This is a genomic window from Streptomyces sp. NPDC006435 (assembly GCF_040612315.1).
GTDB lineage: Bacteria > Actinomycetota > Actinomycetes > Streptomycetales > Streptomycetaceae > Streptomyces.
Genome location: NZ_JBEXPY010000026.1, coordinates 58931 through 75651, shown reverse-complemented (window position 1 = coordinate 75651; position 16721 = coordinate 58931). Strand labels below are relative to the sequence as shown.

Here is a 16721-nt window from a genome sequence, read left to right as displayed (position 1 = left end):
TCGGGAGGCCCATCTTGACCACGGACATTTCACGGCGCCGGCTCTTCGCACTCGGCGGCGGCGCACTCGGTGCCGCGGCGGCGGGGTCGCTGCTCCCGCCGTCGCTGCAGGCCGCGATCGCCGCGCAGTCGGCGCACCGGGAGGGGTCCGGCGGCCGGGACGGGCTCGGAGCCATCAAGCACGTGGTGATCCTGATGCAGGAGAACCGTTCCTTCGACCATTACTTCGGGATGCTCCGGGGCGTACGGGGCTTCGGCGACCGCAACGCCGTCGAGCTGCCGTCCGGCAAGCCGGTCTTCGAGCAGCCCGCCCCGCTGGGCGGCTCCGTGCTGCCGTTCCCGGTGCGGGACGCCGCCGAGGCCCAGAAGAAGGACCTCCAGTACATCGGCGCCCTCGACCACTCCTGGAGCGGCGGCGGCAAGGCGTGGGCCGGGGGGTGGATGAACAACTGGGTGAGCACGAAGACGGCTGCCACCATGGCGTACTACGACCGCCGGGACATCCCGCTGCACTACGAGCTGGCCGACACCTTCACGGTCTGCGACGCCTACCACTCCTCCATCCACACCTCGACCAGCCCCAACCGCAACCACCTGTGGAGCGGGAAGACCGGCAACGAGCCGAACGGCAGGCGGGCCGTCGGCAACGACGCGTACGACGAGGGCACGCACCCCGGGTACGACTGGGGCACCTACGCGGAGCGGCTGGAGAAGGCCGGGCGCAGCTGGCGCACGTACACCGAGTGGGAGAACTTCACCGACAACCAGATCGAGTTCTTCGCCACCTTCAAGGCGGTCGCCCGCAAGGCGCTGGCGAGGACCGGCGGCCACACGTACATGGAGTCGTTCTACGCCGCGATACGCGACGCCGACGACGCGGAGCGGCAGCGGCTGTTCGGGCTGCTGGAGGAGGGCGTCGCCACCCTGGACAGGAGCGAGCGCAGCCTCTTCGAGCGGGCGCTGCGCCGGGTGGAGACCGGGAAGCTGGCCGAGGAGTTCGCCAAGGACGTGGCGGCGGGCACCCTGCCCGAGGTCTCGTACCTGGTGCCGTCGGCCGTCGACTCCGAGCACCCGAGCGTGTCCTCGCCGGTCCACAGCGCGACGATCGTCTACAAGGTCCTGGACGCGCTGGGCAGGCACCCCGAGGTGTGGCGGCACACCGCCGTGCTCATCAACTACGACGAGAACGACGGCTTCTTCGACCACGTGCCGCCGCCCGTCGCGCCGCCCGAGGTGGCCGAGGAGCGGTGGGAGGGCAAGCCCACCGGTCTCGGGATCCGGGTGCCGCTGCTGGTCGTGTCGCCGTGGACGGTGGGCGGCTACGTCTGCTCCGAGGTCTTCGACCACACCTCCGTGATCCGCTTCCTGGAGCGCTGGACCGGGGTGGAGGAGCCCAACATCAGCCAGTGGCGGCGCACCGTCACCGGCGACCTGACTTCCGCGTTCGACTTCGGGCGCGGGCGACGCAGGCCCGACCTGGAGCAGCCGGCCGCCATTCCGCCGTTCAGCGGGCGCTGGTCGCCGAAGCCGCCGGCCGTGCAGCGGATGCCGGTGCAGGAGCCCGGCACCCGCCCGGCCCGCCCGCTGCCGTACCAGCCGGACGCGCAGGCGAAGCCGGTGGACGGCGCGGTACGGGTGGACCTCAGCAACACGGGCCGCTCGTCCGCACACTTCGCGCTGTACCCGTACGCGGGAGAGTTCCCCGTGCCGCAGCACCGGGACGTGCGGGGCACGGACCGGTGGACGGTGCCGGTCCCCGGCGACGAGTACCGCTTCACGGTGACGGGACCGAACGGCTTCCGGCGCGAGTTCGCCGGGCCCGCGAAGGGCGGGGCGTCGGCCGGGGCCGAGGTCGCCTCGCGGATCGACGCCCACGAGCGGGACCTGCACCTCACCCTGCGCAACACGGGCAGCACGGTGCTCACCTTCGTCGTGCGCCCCCTGGGGTACGTGGACGAGGCGGACCTGCGGGGCTGGTCCAGGACCGTCAAGGTCAAGCCGGGGCGCAGCCGCACCGTGGTGCACTCGGCGGCCGACGCGCACGGCTGGTACGACCTGGCCGTCACCGTCGAGGGGGACGACGCCTTCCGGCGCCGCCTGATGGGGCACATCGAGAACGGCCGGGCGAGCGTCTCGGGCTGACGGTCCGCCCGGAAGTTCCTTCGCACGGGAGTTCGGTGACTGCCGGAACCATCGTGGTGCGACCCGCGTGTCCTCGATCATGACCGAACTGATCGAGAAATGGCTCGACGTCACGGCGGAGTCCGCCCCCGAGGAGGCGGACCCCGTCGTCCTGGAGTGCGCCCGCCTGCTCGCCGCCGAACCGGACGGCGAGCAGGCGGTCCTGCTGGCCTTCGGGCTGGTGGGCATGGCGCAGTACGTCCTCGGGCGACGCGGCACGGCCGTCGAGCGAGCCGTGGTGGACGCGCTCGGCGCCGCCGCCGCGGCCCTGGACGAGCGGGTTCTCCGGGCCGGCGGGTGCGGGCACGAGCTCCATCCGTACACCGACAGCCTGGAGGAGTGGGACACGGACGCGGACGGGCTGTTCACCGCGCCGGACGTCGAGATTCCGCTCGATGAGTGGGACGAGGCGGAGATCTGCCCCCGCAACGCCGCCGGGTGGGCGCGGACGGCGGCCGACGTGATCCTGCCGGGCAGCGCGGACGGCATCCCCGGGATCGTCCCCGAGGACCACCAACGGCACATCCGCAGCCTGGGCAGTGTGCTCAACGACTATCCGAACGGTGATCCGTTCTGGGACCTGGACCTCCACGCCGTACCGCCCGCCCGCCTCTCCCGGGCCGCTCTCGCCGGCTATGTCGTCGTCGCCCATGCGAACTGCTGGTACGCGGGGTCGGGCCGGATCAGGCAGCGGTCGCTGCTCGACGACATGATCGAGGGCCTGGAGTCCGTACTGCCGCTGCTGCCGGACGGGGCCTGCGCGCACGGGGACGGCGAGCACCCCGCACTGCGCTCCGGCGGCGAGGAGCAGGCGTCCGAGGGCATCCACCTGCAGAGCCCCGGCGGCCGGACCCTCCTGCGCGAGGAACACGCGGACGGATACGGCGCCTCGCTGGAGGCATGGACCTGCACCACCTTCCTGCGCGCCCTCGCCGTCGAGGCCCGCGACCATCTGCGCGAAGCGGTCGACAGACTCTTCGGCACCCGGGAGACGGCACATCTGGACCGGGTGTACCTGCGCCCCGACGGCCGGCTCGACATCGAGCCGCTGAGCGAGCGGCATGTCCCGTTCAAGGATGAGACGGCCTCCGAGGAGGCGGCGCTCTGGGCGGCCCGGCGGTACGAGCGGCTCGGTCCGGACGGACCCGCGCTCGACCGGACCGTCCTGCTGCTCCTGATGGGCACGGCGGCCGATTCCCTGGATCTGTCGTACGGCATCGCACGCGAGATCCTCGGCATCCTCCGCACCGCCGCCGCCACCCTGCCCGGCGGCGCGTGCGACCACACGGACGGCCATGGGCGCACGTCCGACCGCTCGGCGCACATCGCGCACCTCTACGACCCCGACGCATGCCCCGCCCCCGCCTCCGGCCAGGGCTTCAGGAGCGAGGTGCTGACCTGCCCCGTCCACCTGGCGGAGACCGTGACGAAGGGCATCGCGGAGATCGAGGAGCAGTTCGAGGAAGAACTGGAGGCGGAGGAGCAACGGGCCGGGTGAGACGGCCGGAGGGCGCTGCGACCCGGGACCGCGTCAGCCCCTGCGACCGTTGTGAGTAAGGCCACGAAAGAGACAAAGGATCACGATCGGCTGCCAGAGTGACAGTTCTCAGGTCATGTGCTCTTTGCGGGTAATTCATGCTTTGTCCCGGCAAAGAGCCACGAACCGGCAGGGAGCACGTCCGTGGCCGCCATCGCCCGCTGGTGCATCAGGCACCGCCTCATCGCCGTTCTCATCTGGCTCGTCGCCCTCGGCGGAGCAGCCACCGCGGCGGGATTCGCGGGTTCCGCGTACTCCAACGACTACGAGGTGCCCGGCACGGAGTCCGGCCGGGCCACCGAACTCCTCGCGAACGGCTTCACCGACCTCGGCGGGGACACCGACACCATCGTCTGGCACACCACCGACTCCACGGTGCGGGCCGACGACGTCCGCCAGACGATGACCCGGACCCTGCACGAGGTCGAGGAACTGCCCGGCGTCGGCTCGGTCACCGGACCCTACGGGGCCGCCGGCGCCGCGCAGATCAGCGAGGACGGGCGCACCGCCTACGCCACGGTCACCTTCGACCGGCAGGTCGACGACATCCCGGTGGCCCAGGCCCAGGCACTCGTCGACACCGCGAGGGCGGCGGCCGGCGAGCACCTCCGGGTGGAGGTGGGCGGCTCGGCGGTCGCCCTCACCGAAGCGCCGTCCGCCCATCTCAGCGAGGCCGTCGGCGTCGTCGTCGCGGCGGTCGTCCTGTTCCTCGCCTTCGGCTCGCTCGCCGCCAGCATGCTGCCCATCGCCACCGCCCTGGTCTCGGTCGGCACTGCCTACTCGGGCATCGTGCTGCTCGGCCATCTGATGACCGTCGCCGACTTCGCCCCCATGCTGGGCATGCTGATCGGGCTCGGCGTCGGCATCGACTACGCGCTGTTCATCGTCACCAGACACCGCAGGGGGCTGCGCAGGGGCCTGACGGTCACCGAGGCGGTGCAGGACGCCGTCGCGACGACCGGCCGGGCGGTCGTCTTCGCCGGGGCCACGGTCTGCATCGCCCTGCTCGGCATGCTGATCCTGCGGCTCGGCTTCCTCAACGGCGTGGCCATCGCCGCCTCGCTCACCGTGGTCCTGACCGTGGCCGCGTCCGTGACCCTGCTCCCCGCCCTGCTGTCCTTCATCGGGACGCGGGCCCTGAGCCGGCGCGAGCGGCGCAGGCTCGCCGAGCACGGGCCGCAGCCCGAACTCCCCACCGGCTTCGCCGCCCGCTGGTCCGCCTTCGTCGAACGCCACCCCAAACTGCTCGGCGGGATCGCCGCCGTGGTGATGCTGGTCCTGGCCCTGCCCACCTTCTCGCTCCACCTGGGCAGCGCCGACCAGGGCAACAACCCCGCCTCGTCCACCACCCGGCAGGCGTACGACCTGCTGGCCGACGGCTTCGGGCCGGGCGTCAACGGGCCGCTGACGGTCGTCGCCCGGCTGGACGGCGCGGACGACCGGCTGGCGATGGACGGACTGCCCGCCACGCTGCGGTCCACCGAGGGCGTCGCCTCGGCCGGCCCGGTCACGTACAGCGCCGACGGCGAAACGGCCTTCGTCACCGTCGTACCGAAGACGTCACCGCAGTCGGAGCGGACCAGCGAACTCGTCGACCGGCTGCGCTCCGACGTGCTGCCGCAGGCCGCGCAGAACACCTCGCTCCAGGCCCACGTCGGGGGAGTGACCGCGAGCTACGACGACTTCGCCGGGATCATCGTCGGCAAGCTCCCGCTCTTCGTCGGCGTCGTCACGGGGCTCGGCTGCCTGCTCCTGCTGCTGGCCTTCCGGTCGATCGGCATCCCGCTGAAGGCCGCGGCGATGAACGTGGCCGCCGTGGCCTCCTCGTTCGGGGTCGTCGTCGCGGTCTTCCAGTGGGGGTGGGGGAGCGAGCTGCTGGGGCTGGGCAGCGCGGGCCCCATCGAACCCTTCCTTCCGGTGATCATGGTGTCCGTGCTCTTCGGGCTGTCCATGGACTACCAGGTGTTCCTGGTGGGGCGGATGTACGAGGAGTGGCTGGAGACCGGCGACAACCGGCGGGCGGTCCGGGTCGGCCTCGCCGAGACCGGCCGGGTGATCAACTCCGCGGCCGTGATCATGATCTCGGTCTTCCTCGCGTTCGTCCTCAGCGGGGACCGGGTCATCGCGATGTTCGGCATCGCGCTCGCCGCCGCCGTCGCCCTCGACGCCTTCGTCCTGCGCACGCTGCTGGTCCCGGCCCTGATGCATCTGCTGGGCGGGGCGAACTGGTGGCTGCCGCGCCGGCTGGACCGGCTGCTGCCGCGGATCAGCATCGAGCCTCCCGAGCGGCCGGTGCCGCATGCGAGGATCCCGCAGGCGGCACAACCGGCCGAGGACGGGGCGGTGGGGGCCGCGAAGACGATGTGAGCGGTCCGAGAAGGCCACGAAGTCCGAGAAGGAGCATGATGTTCGCGGTATCCCTGGGTGACGACGGAGCGGAACTGCGTCCGCTGGAGATCTGGCAGGCGCAGGAGTTCCTCGCCCACATGGACCGGGCCCGGGAGCTCGTCGATCCCTGGATCCCCTTCGCGTCCTTCGCCACCGACCTGGAGTCGGCGCGAGCCCTGCTCGGAAGGTACGCGGAGAAGCAGGCGGCCGACACCGGCCGGCTCTACGGCATCTGGCTGGACGGCACGCTGGTCGGCGGCGTCCTGTTCCGGATCTTCGACGCGGAGTCGGGGAACTGCGAGGTCGGCTGCTGGCTCGAACCGGCGGCGCAGGGACGTGGCCTGATCACCCGGGCGTCGCGGAAGCTGATCGACTGGGCGGTGTACGAGCGCGGCATGCACCGGGTGGAATGGGTCGCCTCCGCCGCGAACCGGCGCAGCGTCGCCGTGGCCGAGCGGCTCGGCATGAAGCGCGACGGGGTGCTGCGCGAGAGCTACCTGTACCGGGGCGAGCGGCACGACTCGGAGATCTGGTCCGTGCTGGCCCCGGAGTGGCGGGCGCAGAAGGGCTGAGAACGGGGGCGCGGCGCACCGTCGGACGGTGCGCCGCGCCTTCCTGCTCCAGCCGCTCCGGGCCTTCCCGTTCAGCTGCTCCGGGCCTTCCCGTTCCGGTTGCTCCGGGCCTTCCCGTTCAGCTGCTCCGGGCTCCCTGCGCCTGTTGTGCCTGCTGTGTCTCCTGCGCCTGCTGTGTTTGATGCGCCCCGGCACCGAACCTGGCCGGCGCGTACTTGCGCTGGTGCTCGCGGTAGGAACGGGCGAGGTGGTGCTGGAGCCGGATGTGGCGGAACTGGTAGACCGCGCCGGCCCGGCGCAGTACGCCCCGGCGGTAGGCGTCGTCCAGGAAGGCCACCGTGTCCCAGGGCAGCTTGCCGGTCAGCGGCAGCCACACCCGGGACAGGACCAGCCACCGCCCCCAGGCGGTGAACGAGAGCGCGTACGAGCAGGTGCCGCCGAGCCCGCCGACGGCGCCGATGACGAGCCCGTCCGCCGAGTTCCAGATCAGCGGGCCGAGGATTCCGTCGAACAGCTCGGTGACCAGGCGCCCGCCGAACGCGATGACCAGGGTGAGCATCGGCGCCAGTACGAGGACCTGCCGGACCACCGTCGCGCGGTTCGAGGCCAGCAGACCGGCCGGGGTGGCCGCGGAGGCGACGTCCAGCGGTGCCTCCAGCGCGGCCAGGATCCCGAAGACGAGACCGGCACCCGCCCCGAAGATCAGGCCGAAGAGCAGCATGTTGATGAGCGTGCCCTTGATCACCAGCTCGTTCGCGAGCGGGACCCCGTAGAACAGCCAGCGCTGGAGGGCGAGGGCGGACGCGCAGCCGACGCCCATCACGGACCCGCCCAGCAGAACGGGACCGAACCGGGCGGCGAACGCACGGACCGGTCTGCGGCCGACACCGGTGCCCGCGCCGGGCAGCCGCAGCCGTACCCGGGCCGGTTCGAAGGCCATGGTGCCGAACCGGGCCAGGACCGCGTGGACGCACCCGAAGGCGAGACCGGCGGCCGTCCCCATCAGACCGCCCAGCAGGAGACCCTGACCGATCGGGAACGGCAGGTTGATCAGGTTGATGAGCCACTCGGAGAGGGTGACGCAGAGCGCCGACGCCACCACCACCGACAACAGCCGCGTGGACAGCCGGAGCGAATCGCCGATCCGCCACCACGCGAGGTCCTGCTGGTCGCGGTCGAGTCGGGCCAGATGGTGGGCGAGGTAGCCGAGCCAGCGCTCGGCGCGCTCCGGGTCGCGGTGCCGCTCCCGGCGGCCGGCGGTGCTCCGCTCGGCGACGCGGCGCCGGTAGACCGTCGGCACGAAACCCGCCAGCAGATGCTCCTCCAGGGAGTTCTCGTCGGGGAAGCGCTCGGTGTCCAGCAGCTCGGCCGGATTCCGGTCGGGCGCCTCGCTGTACATCGTCCGCGCCAGAATGATCATGAGCGGGGTGCTCAGGACCCTGGCCGGGGGAGCGGTTTCCCCGTCCTCCCGGGCGCGCAGCCCTTCCAGTACGGGGGTCCAGACCGCCGTGCTCCCGCGGGCGGTGCGGGGAAGGTAGTCGTCGAGGTCGTCGAGGGTGAGGTCGGTCAGTTCGAGACCGGCGGCCCAGACCAGCGGGGCCCCGGCCTCCTGGACGGCATCGGCGAACTCGCCGCGCCGACTGGTCAGGACGAGCGGGAACGAGGTGGAGTTGAGCTCCTCCAGGGCCGTGCTCCGCAGCCCCTCCGCGATCTCGTCGAAGCCGTCCAGGACCGGCAGCACGAGATCCGCGTCGACCAGCGCGGTGGCCAGCGTCGACCCGCCGGGTGCCCGGCGGGTGAGATGCGGGTGGTCGCGCACCAGCCGGTCGATCAGCCAGTCCCGCAGCGCGACGGCCGTGGGGTCCCAGGAGCCGACGCCGAAGATCACCGGCACCCGGTCGTGCGGCTCCCGGGTCTCCAGCAGGTCCAGGACGAACCTGATCGTCAGGACCGACTTGCCGGACCCGGCCCGGCCGAGGACCACCAGCCGCCCGGAGTCGATCCGCCGGTAGACCTCGGCCACACTGCCGAGGTCGCCGCTCAGATCCATCGGGTCCGGCTTCGCTCCCGGCGGCAGCCGCTGGATGTTCGCCGAATGGTCGGTCAGGGAATCGGGCGCGTCCTGCCAGCGCACCGGCAGCGGAAACGGGTCGTGGACCCGGCGGTGTTCCTCCTCGCGCTGCCAACGGCGCCTGATCTCCTGCGCCAGTTCGTCGGCGGCGGCGACCAGGGTGTCGCGGAACGGTGACGCGAAACGATCGGGGCCGGACTTCGGACCGGACTTCGGACCGGACTTCTTCCGGGGATCCGGCTCGGAACCGGGTCCGGATTCCCGTTTGGAATCCTGCCCGGAATTCTGCGTGGGAATGGGAACGGGGGTGGTCGCGGAACCCGTCACGGAATCCGTAGTGGAATTCGATAAAGGGGAGTCGTCGGCCGGTTCGGAATCCCCGGAATTCGGCACGCCCCGCATTCCCGTGAGCGCGGCCACGAGTCTCTGGCGGTCCTCCGGTCCGGCCTCCAGGGCGTCCGCCAGCAGGTTCACCGTACCCAGTCGGTGATCGCTGGATCTGCCCGTCTCCAGTCTGCGGATGGTGCGCACGCTCACTCCGGACCGTTCCGCCATCTGCTCCTGCGTCAGTCCCGACCGGGTGCGCAGCCGACGCAACAACGTGCCCAGCTGATCCGCCACTTGGACATCCTCTCCACCACCGAGCGCGGCCGGGCATGAGCCTATCGTGACGACCGGTCACGCATGGCCGGTCGTATGGCCTGTTCCCCCAGCAGCGCGAACGCCACGATCAGTGGTGCCCGGTCGGTGCGCCGACCCGGGGCGGTGCACTTCGCAGGATCTCCGAGAAGCAGATGGCACACGCGGCCGGCCGACGACGGATCGTCGACGGGCCGGGGCGGACCGCAGGCCCGGACGGGCCCGGCACCGGACCTGATCGCCTCTCATGAATTTCTCCTGCTACGACATATGAGGAGTTGACATGGCATATCGGTTCTGGTGCGGCGAATGCGGCTTCAAGACGCCATGGGTCAGCGAGTCCCAGGGGTCGGACCGTCAGCTCGAACACTATGAGAAGCAGCACCCCGGAATTCCCCCCGGCGGCCACGTGGAGGTCAACCGGAAGAACCCGGAGGGCGTCGGATGCCTCCAGGTGCTGGGAGTCATCGTCCTGCTGCTGATCATCGCGGCCGCCTGCCAGCGGTAGGGCTTTCGTCCCACCCGCTTCCGTACCGCGTTCGGAACGAATCCGAACCCTGCCGAACAGCTGGAACGACCGACCAACTGAGAGGGACAGAAAAGAAAATGAGCATGCGTGATGTTTCCGGGGCCGGTATCCCGACGAACACGGGGGACGCGGGGGCCGACGGCGCGGCCCGGCGCCCCTCGACGGCGCGCGGGAAATGGCGTCGGCTGCTGCCGGCGGCCACCGCGGTCTGCCTCCTGATGACCGGGGCCGGCCCGGCCGTCGCCGCCGCCCCGGCCTCCGGCTCCTCGGCCTCCGACTCCCGGGCCGCAGCCCAGACCCCGGCCGACATCCTGCAGGCCGGAGCCCAGCAGGGGGTCGCCGACGGATACCCGGGCGTGATCGGCATGGTCCGGCAGGGCGACACCACCCAGTACGTCCACGCGGGCGTCGGCGACCGCGCCACCAAGACGCCCGCCGACCCGAAGGCCAAGTTCCGGATCGGCAGCAACACCAAGGCGTTCGTCTCCACCGTGCTGCTCCAGCTGGAGGGCGAGAAGAAGCTCTCGCTGGACGACACCGTCGAGCGGTGGCTGCCGGGCGCGGTCGCCGCCAACGGCTACGACGGTTCGAGGATCACGATCCGTCAGCTGCTCAACCACACCTCGGGCCTGCCCGACTACCTCGGCTCCCTCCAGATCAACGGCCCGTACTTCCTCAACCTCAACCCGAGGGAGGCGTACCCGCCGCAGAACCTGGTCGACGTCGCCCTCGGCATGCGCGCGCCGGCGACCGAACCGGGCGAGAAGTTCGGCTACTCCAACACCAACTACGTGCTCGCGGGCATGGTGATCAAGGCCGTCACCGGTGAGGACGCGGCCGCACAGATCCAGCGGCGCATCATCGAACCGCTCGGTCTGCGCGACACCAGCTTCCCCACCACCGACCCCGCGCTCCACGGCAACCACCTCCGCGGCTACGTGCTCCGGGCGATCCTCATCAGCGACGGCACGGTCTCCAACGTGCAGGTCACCGGGAGCGCCGGGGCCATGGTGTCGACCATGGACGACCTGGCCGCGTTCGGCCGGGCGCTGATGACCGGGAAGCTCCTGGCGCCCGCACAGATGGCCGAGCTCAAGACCACCGTCCCCGTGGCCACCGGCGTCGGCTACGGGCTGGGCATCGAGCGCATGGAGCTGCCCTGCGGGAAGTCGGCCTGGGGGCACAACGGCGCGGTGCTCGGCTACTTCAGCGAGTGGCTGAGCAGCGAGGACGGCACCGAGCAGGTGCTGCACACGAACAACGAGTTCCACATGCTCGCCGGCACGCCGGGGCAGGCACACACGGGCAAGGCCATGACGGACGCGTTCTGCGCGCTCTGAGCACCGCGACCGGAAGGGAGCCCCCCGCGCGGCCGGCCCGCCGACAGGCCCCGGCCGCCGGGGCGGCCCCGACCCGGCCGGCCCCCACTCACCCGTGAGAGCCACCGCTCTCGGAGAGGACATCCGATGAGAACGCAGCCGACCACCTGGCGGACCCGGACCCGGACCCGGACGGCCGTCGCCGCCGCCGCGCTGGCCATGACCGCGACCCTCGCGACCCCGCTCGCGCACGCCGAGGGCACCGAGGGCGCCGCCCCTCCTCCGGTGCTGTCCGACGGATTCGGCCTGACCCAGGTCGCCGGGGGCACCGAGGTGCACTCGGACAACGACTTCACCATCACCGTGACCACCTCGCAGGTGACCGGACCGCGCAAGATCCGCATCTTCCTGCCCAGCGGCTACCGCAGCGAGCCCGGCAAGCGCTGGCCGGTGACGTACTTCCTGCACGGCGGGCCCGGAAACCCGGACGACGCCGCGGCCGCCCCGGCCCTGCGCTCGGACTCGATGATCACCGTCGTGCCGGACGGCGGCCGGAAGGGCTGGTACGCCGACTGGCTCATGCAGAAGACCGCCGAGGGCGCGGCGAACTGGGAGACCTTCCACCTGAAGCAGGTCGTCCCCTTCATCGACGCGAACCTGCGCACCATCGCCGACCGGGACCACCGGGCCGTCGTGGGCCTGTCGATGGGCGGCTTCGGCGCCCTGCACTACGGCGAGGCCCGCCCCGACCTCTTCGGCCACGTCGCCTCGCTGTCCGGCGGCATCGACTTCGGCATGGCCGAGGTCCGCGCCGCGGTCCTGGCCACGGAACTCAACCTGCCCGGCGCCTGGTGCGCGGTGAGCAGCTCCACCCCGCCCGGCACCGGCGAGTGCACGGGCTACGGCCCGGTCGTCGACAGCGACGCGATCTTCGGCTCCCCGTACCCGATCCTCGACGCGGACCGGATCTGGAAGGCGATCGACCCGGCCGCCCCGGTCAACCTGGCCGAGCTCGCCGACACCGACGTCACGCTCTACACCGGCGACAACGACCTGATCGACCACTTCACCGCGATCGCCTCCAGGAACGTCAAGACCCGCATGGACGAGCTCGGCCTGAACAGCCGCCTCGTCGACTACGGCAACGGCTCGTCGCTCTCGCCCACCTGCAACGGCGGCCACAACTACGGCTGCTGGGCACCCGCCATCGCCGACTACGTCCCCAGGCTCCAGGACTCCTTCGACCGGGCCGGCTGAACCGGCCGGGCGGAGGCCGCGGGCCCGCGTCGCGTACGCGGGCCCGTCACCCCCGGCCGGGACCCGGGACGGTACCGGGACCGGCGGCGGGGTCCGATCCGGGATCGGGGGAGGGATCGGGCCCCGCACCGGGGGCGGGACCGGGGTCGTCCGGGGCGAGGAACGCCCCGGACGACCCCTCTTCCCGTGCTCCGGAGGCGTCGGACGGCCGGATGGTGACCTTGCCCGAGGCCAGGTCTATCGGCCCGCGCCCCGGGTCGCCGATGCCGAGGTCCACCCGGGACAGCTCCAGCCGCTTCTGCTCCTCGGCGGTGTGCTTGCGGCCCGGTGCGAAGATTTCCTCGAAGAAGTTGAACACCAGCCGCACGCCCTTTCCCCTGCCGTGGCCGCTACCGCACCTCCAGCACCAGGATCCTGTCGTCTCCCGGCTCGGGGGTGCCGCGGCCGTCCGTATTGCTCGTGACGAGCCAGAGCCTGTCGCCGCCCGCGGCGAGCACGGTGCGCAGACGGCCGTACTTCTTCTCCAGGAACGCCTGCGGGGCCGCCAGGGGTTCCCCGCCGTCCTTGCCGGACAGCGGAATCCGCCAGAGCCGCTCACCGCGCAGGCCCGCCATCCAGATCGAACCCCTGGCGAAGGCGATCCCGCTGGGGGACGCCTCGGACGTCTTCCACTGTGCCACGGGGTCGACGAAATCCTTCCGGCCCGCCTTGCCCTCGGCCTCCGGCCAGCCGTAGTTCCTGCCCGGCATGATCAGGTTCAGCTCGTCCCGGCTGTCCTGCCCGAACTCCGACGCCCACAGCTGCTTGCGCCCGTCCCAGGCCAGCCCCTGCACATTGCGGTGCCCGGACGAATACACCACGGAGTCGGCCCCGGGGTTGCCGTGCAGCGGCTGCCCGTCCGGCGTCATCCGCAGGATCTTGCCGGCCAGCGACTCCGGGTCCTGGGCGAGGCCGTCGTCCCCCGTCTCGCCGGTGCCCGCGTACAGCATGCCGTCCGGCCCGAAGGCGATCCGGCCGCCGTTGTGGATCGCGCCCCTGGGGATGCCGCGCAGGATCGTGTCCGGGGCGCCCAGCAGCCGGCCCGGCACCGTGCCGTCCTCGTCGTACTGCATGCGCGCGATGCGGTTGTCGGACTCGGTCGTGAAGTACGCGTACACCAGATGGTCCGAGCCGTACGTGGGAGGGACCGCGATCCCCAGCAGCCCGCCCTCACCGCCCGGCGCCACCCCGGGCACGGAGCCCAGCAGGGTCTTCTTCCCGCTCTTCGCGTCGATCCGGGTGATCGTGCCCTCGTCGCGCGAGGAGACCAGCAGATCGCCGTCGGGCAGCGCCGCCAGGCCCCAGGGCGAGTCCAGGCCCCCGGTGAGCGTGGAGACCACCTTCACCGAGCCCTTCGCGGGCGGCAGGGAGACCGTGGCGGACGGGGAGGCCGACGGGGACGGGGCGGCGGGGGAGGAGGCGGCCGACGGCGTCCGGCCGGTGCCCGCCGTGCCGCCGGAACCGTCGCCGGAGCACCCCGCGGTCAGCACCAGGGAACCGACGGCCAGCGCGGCCAGCGTCCCCCGCCGCACCGCCCCGCGGCGCGGGCCCCGGCCGCCGGGCCCCGCCGGGCCCCGTACAGATCCGAACAGAACACCGCGCACAGAACCGATCCCTTCGACGGACACCTGACCACTCCTCAAACACCGTCGCCCCGTTCCGGGTTCCCGGCACCCGCCGATTGTCCCCGTCCGCCGCCGGAAGCGGCGCCGGGAAGCGGAAGACCCCGGCCGGGGCGCCCCCGGTCACCCGCGGGGGCTCGGCTCAGTCCCACGACCCCTGGGCCCCGGGCAGCCGGGCGATCTCCGCCAGGTCCCGCGCGGTCAGCTCCAGTGCGGCCGCCCCCGCGTTCTCCACCGCCCAGTCCTCCCGCTTCGTCCCCGGCACCGGCACCACGTGCGGGCCCTGTCGCAGCACCCAGGCCAGCGCCACCTGCGCGACGGTCGCCCCGTGCCGCTCGGCGATCCGCCGCAGCCCGGCCACCACCGGCTGGTTCGCCGCCATCATCTCCGCCGTGAACCGGGGATGCCGGGCCCGCAGGTCGTCCGGCTCGAAGCCCTGCCCCGGTGTGAGCGTGCCCGTCAGATAACCGCTGCCCAGCGGCATGGCCGCAAGCAGCCCCACCCCCCGTGCCGAACACCACGGAAGCAGGGCGTCCAACGGCTCCGGGGACCAGACCGAGAACTCCGCCTGCACCGCGCTCACCGGGAAGACCTGCTGCACCCGCTCCAGCTGACGGATCGTTCCGTCGTACATCCCCGCACCCGACCGCCGCGGGGCCCGCGCCCCGACCGCGCAGAGCCCGAGCGCCCGCACCTTGCCGGCGGTCACCAGCTCCGCCATCGCACCCCAGGTCTCCTCGACCGGCACCTCGGGATCGGCCCGGTGCAACTGGTACAGATCGATCACATCGGTCTGCAGCCGGCGCAGCGAGGCGTCACAGGCCCGCCGCACGTAACCGGGACGGCCATTGGCCACGATGTGCTGATCACCCACCAGCAGCCCGCACTTGGTGGAGACGAACGCGTCGGACCGACGGCCCTTCAACGCCCGCCCCACCAGCAGCTCATTGGTGAAGGGGCCGTACATGTCGGCGGTGTCGAGCAACTGCACCCCCGCGTCCAGCGCCGCGTGCACCGTTCGCAACGCACGGTCACCGCGCTGTTGTGACGCGCTGTACGCCCAGCTCATCGGCATGCAGCCGAGACCGACCGCCCCCACGGCGAGCGCCGCCGCACCGAGACTCCTGCGCTCCAACTCCCCGTACCCTCCCTGGGCCCCGCCACCGGACCGCCGTCCGTCGCGGACGCCCGGCGCTTCCCCGAGCTCCCGGCTCCGTCAGGGCAGGGGGGATCCCTGTCCCGGCCCCGGAACTCCCCGGCGCCCCGCGACCGCGCGCGCCGGACGCCGCACGGCGTCCCTGCGGGCGACGACGGCAGTTCGACGACCGGGTTCGTGGCCCGCGATCACGGGACCACACCGCACCCAAAGTAACCTCTGCCGCCCGGCGCCCCTCGCGCAGCCTCCACCCATCGCCCCCGGGGGGCATGTCCTAGCCTCCTGATCATGACTGCGACGAAGACTTCCGACGCGACGGGAACCCCCGACGTCTGGCTGCCGTTCCCCGCCGACGAGATCGACGGGCTCCCCGAAGGGCTCAACTACCGCTTCTGGGACGGGGGCCCGGACTACCCCGCCGACCCCGCCGACTGCGCCTTCTACATCGTGCCGTACATGAAGGGGGCGGAGGTCGCGGTCCGTCCGCTCGGCGGCATGGCGTCGGTCCGGGTGGTGCAGACCCTCTCGGCCGGCATCGACCACGTCGAACCCGGTCTCGGCCTGCTCCCCGCGGGGGTGCGGCTGTGCAACGCCAAGGGGGTCCACGAGGCGTCGACCGCCGAGCTCGCCCTCGCCCTGATCCTGGCCTCCCTGCGCGGCATCTCCCGCTTCGTGCACGGCCAGGACGAGGAGGAGTGGCGGTCGGGCTTCTACCCCGCGCTCGCCGACAAGTCCGTGCTGATCGTGGGCTACGGGTCGATCGGCTCCGCCATCGAGGACCGGCTCGCGCCCTTCGAGTGCGCGCGGGTGGCACGCGTCGCGCGCTCCGCGCGGACGACCGCGCGCGGCCCCGTGCACACACTCGACGACCTGCCCGAACTCCTGCCCGAGGCCGACGTCGTCGTGCTGTCCACCCCGCTGAACCCGTCCACGCAGGGGCTGGTGGGAGCCGACTTCCTGGCCTCCATGCGGGACGGGGCGCTGCTCGTGAACGTCGCGCGCGGCGGCGTCGTGGACACCGCGGCACTGCTGGCCGAACTGGAGTCGGGCCGGCTGTACGCCGCCCTCGACGTCACCGACCCGGAACCGCTGCCCGCCGGGCACCCCCTCTGGCATGCTCCCCATGTCCTGATCACGCCCCATGTCGGCGGCAGCACATCGGCGTTCCTGCCGCGTGCCAAGCGGCTGATGGCCGGACAGCTGAACCGGTTCGCCGCGGGCGAGCCGCTGCGGAACGTCGTGCGCACCACCGACTGACCACGCTGCGGATCCCCGTCACTGCGCAGTGTGCGGACAACGTCCCAGGTCGTCACGGAGAGTAGAGGAACTATGTCCCTGAGTGACGACTCTGGTGTATCGTCCCGAAAGGGGCGCTGCGTCGTGGAAGGGACGGCGCCGGGGGACGCGACACG

General features: G+C 72.1%; 12 protein-coding genes. 8 read left to right on the top strand and 4 right to left on the bottom strand.

Translation table 11 applies throughout. The features are described 5' to 3' along the window. The first annotated feature begins 14 nt into the window (after window positions 1–14). From ABZZ04_RS24275 to ABZZ04_RS24260, 4 genes are all read left to right on the top strand, one after another. Window positions 15–2141 carry a phosphocholine-specific phospholipase C gene (locus ABZZ04_RS24275; protein WP_356934295.1) on the top strand — a complete coding sequence of 709 codons (2127 nt, stop codon included), beginning with the start codon at window positions 15–17 and terminating at the stop codon, window positions 2139–2141. A 67-nt stretch (window positions 2142–2208) separates the two neighbouring features. Continuing rightward, on the top strand, window positions 2209–3678 hold the full coding sequence (locus ABZZ04_RS24270; RefSeq protein WP_356934294.1) for a hypothetical protein: 1470 nt from the start codon (window positions 2209–2211) through the stop codon (window positions 3676–3678). 183 nt (window positions 3679–3861) lie between these two features. Continuing rightward, window positions 3862–6084 carry an MMPL family transporter gene (locus ABZZ04_RS24265; protein ID WP_356934293.1) on the top strand — a complete coding sequence of 741 codons (2223 nt, stop codon included), beginning with the start codon at window positions 3862–3864 and terminating at the stop codon, window positions 6082–6084. 38 nt (window positions 6085–6122) lie between these two features. Continuing rightward, window positions 6123–6677, top strand: a complete 555-nt coding sequence (locus tag ABZZ04_RS24260) for a GNAT family protein (protein ID WP_356934339.1) — start codon at window positions 6123–6125, stop codon at window positions 6675–6677. Window positions 6678–6795: 118 nt separating this feature from the next. Here ABZZ04_RS24260 and ABZZ04_RS24255 read toward each other — a convergent pair whose 3' ends face one another. Continuing rightward, window positions 6796–9369, bottom strand: coding sequence for a helix-turn-helix domain-containing protein (locus ABZZ04_RS24255; RefSeq protein WP_356934292.1), 2574 nt, complete (start codon window positions 9367–9369; stop codon window positions 6796–6798). A 301-nt stretch (window positions 9370–9670) separates the two neighbouring features. Between ABZZ04_RS24255 and ABZZ04_RS24250 the strand changes: the two genes are divergently transcribed. From ABZZ04_RS24250 to ABZZ04_RS24240, 3 genes are all read left to right on the top strand, one after another. Further along, complete coding sequence (locus ABZZ04_RS24250; RefSeq protein WP_356934291.1) at window positions 9671–9895, top strand: hypothetical protein; 225 nt, start codon at window positions 9671–9673, stop codon at window positions 9893–9895. 104 nt (window positions 9896–9999) lie between these two features. Next, complete coding sequence (locus ABZZ04_RS24245; RefSeq protein ID WP_356934290.1) at window positions 10000–11256, top strand: serine hydrolase domain-containing protein; 1257 nt, start codon at window positions 10000–10002, stop codon at window positions 11254–11256. A 126-nt stretch (window positions 11257–11382) separates the two neighbouring features. After that, window positions 11383–12492 carry an alpha/beta fold hydrolase gene (locus ABZZ04_RS24240; protein ID WP_356934289.1) on the top strand — a complete coding sequence of 370 codons (1110 nt, stop codon included), beginning with the start codon at window positions 11383–11385 and terminating at the stop codon, window positions 12490–12492. A 46-nt stretch (window positions 12493–12538) separates the two neighbouring features. Here the strand turns inward: ABZZ04_RS24240 and ABZZ04_RS24235 are convergent, their stop codons facing one another. The 3 genes from ABZZ04_RS24235 to ABZZ04_RS24225 form a co-directional block, all read right to left on the bottom strand. After that, window positions 12539–12859: a DUF6191 domain-containing protein gene (locus tag ABZZ04_RS24235; protein WP_356934288.1), complete on the bottom strand. Its 321-nt coding sequence runs from the start codon at window positions 12857–12859 to the stop codon at window positions 12539–12541. A gap of 22 nt (window positions 12860–12881) precedes the next feature. Further along, window positions 12882–14048 (bottom strand): PQQ-dependent sugar dehydrogenase, encoded by a 1167-nt coding sequence (locus tag ABZZ04_RS24230; protein WP_356934338.1) that lies wholly within the window; start codon window positions 14046–14048, stop codon window positions 12882–12884. A gap of 247 nt (window positions 14049–14295) precedes the next feature. After that, window positions 14296–15252, bottom strand: coding sequence for an aldo/keto reductase (locus ABZZ04_RS24225; RefSeq protein WP_356934337.1), 957 nt, complete (start codon window positions 15250–15252; stop codon window positions 14296–14298). A 345-nt stretch (window positions 15253–15597) separates the two neighbouring features. On the opposite strand from ABZZ04_RS24225, the gene ABZZ04_RS24220 reads away from it, so the two are divergent. Continuing rightward, window positions 15598–16566, top strand: a complete 969-nt coding sequence (locus ABZZ04_RS24220) for a 2-hydroxyacid dehydrogenase (RefSeq protein WP_356934287.1) — start codon at window positions 15598–15600, stop codon at window positions 16564–16566. The last annotated feature ends 155 nt before the right edge of the window (window positions 16567–16721 follow it).

What these genes read in the sequence shown, in the direction of transcription:
- ABZZ04_RS24260 (WP_356934339.1), top strand. Translation starts at nt 6,123, where the DNA reads ATGTTCGCGGTATCCCTGGGTGACGACGGAGCGGAACTGCGTCCGCTG.
- ABZZ04_RS24250 (WP_356934291.1), top strand. Translation starts at nt 9,671, where the DNA reads ATGGCATATCGGTTCTGGTGCGGCGAATGCGGCTTCAAGACGCCATGG.
- ABZZ04_RS24245 (WP_356934290.1), top strand. Translation starts at nt 10,000, where the DNA reads ATGCGTGATGTTTCCGGGGCCGGTATCCCGACGAACACGGGGGACGCG.
- ABZZ04_RS24240 (WP_356934289.1), top strand. Translation starts at nt 11,383, where the DNA reads ATGAGAACGCAGCCGACCACCTGGCGGACCCGGACCCGGACCCGGACG.
- ABZZ04_RS24220 (WP_356934287.1), top strand. Translation starts at nt 15,598, where the DNA reads ATGACTGCGACGAAGACTTCCGACGCGACGGGAACCCCCGACGTCTGG.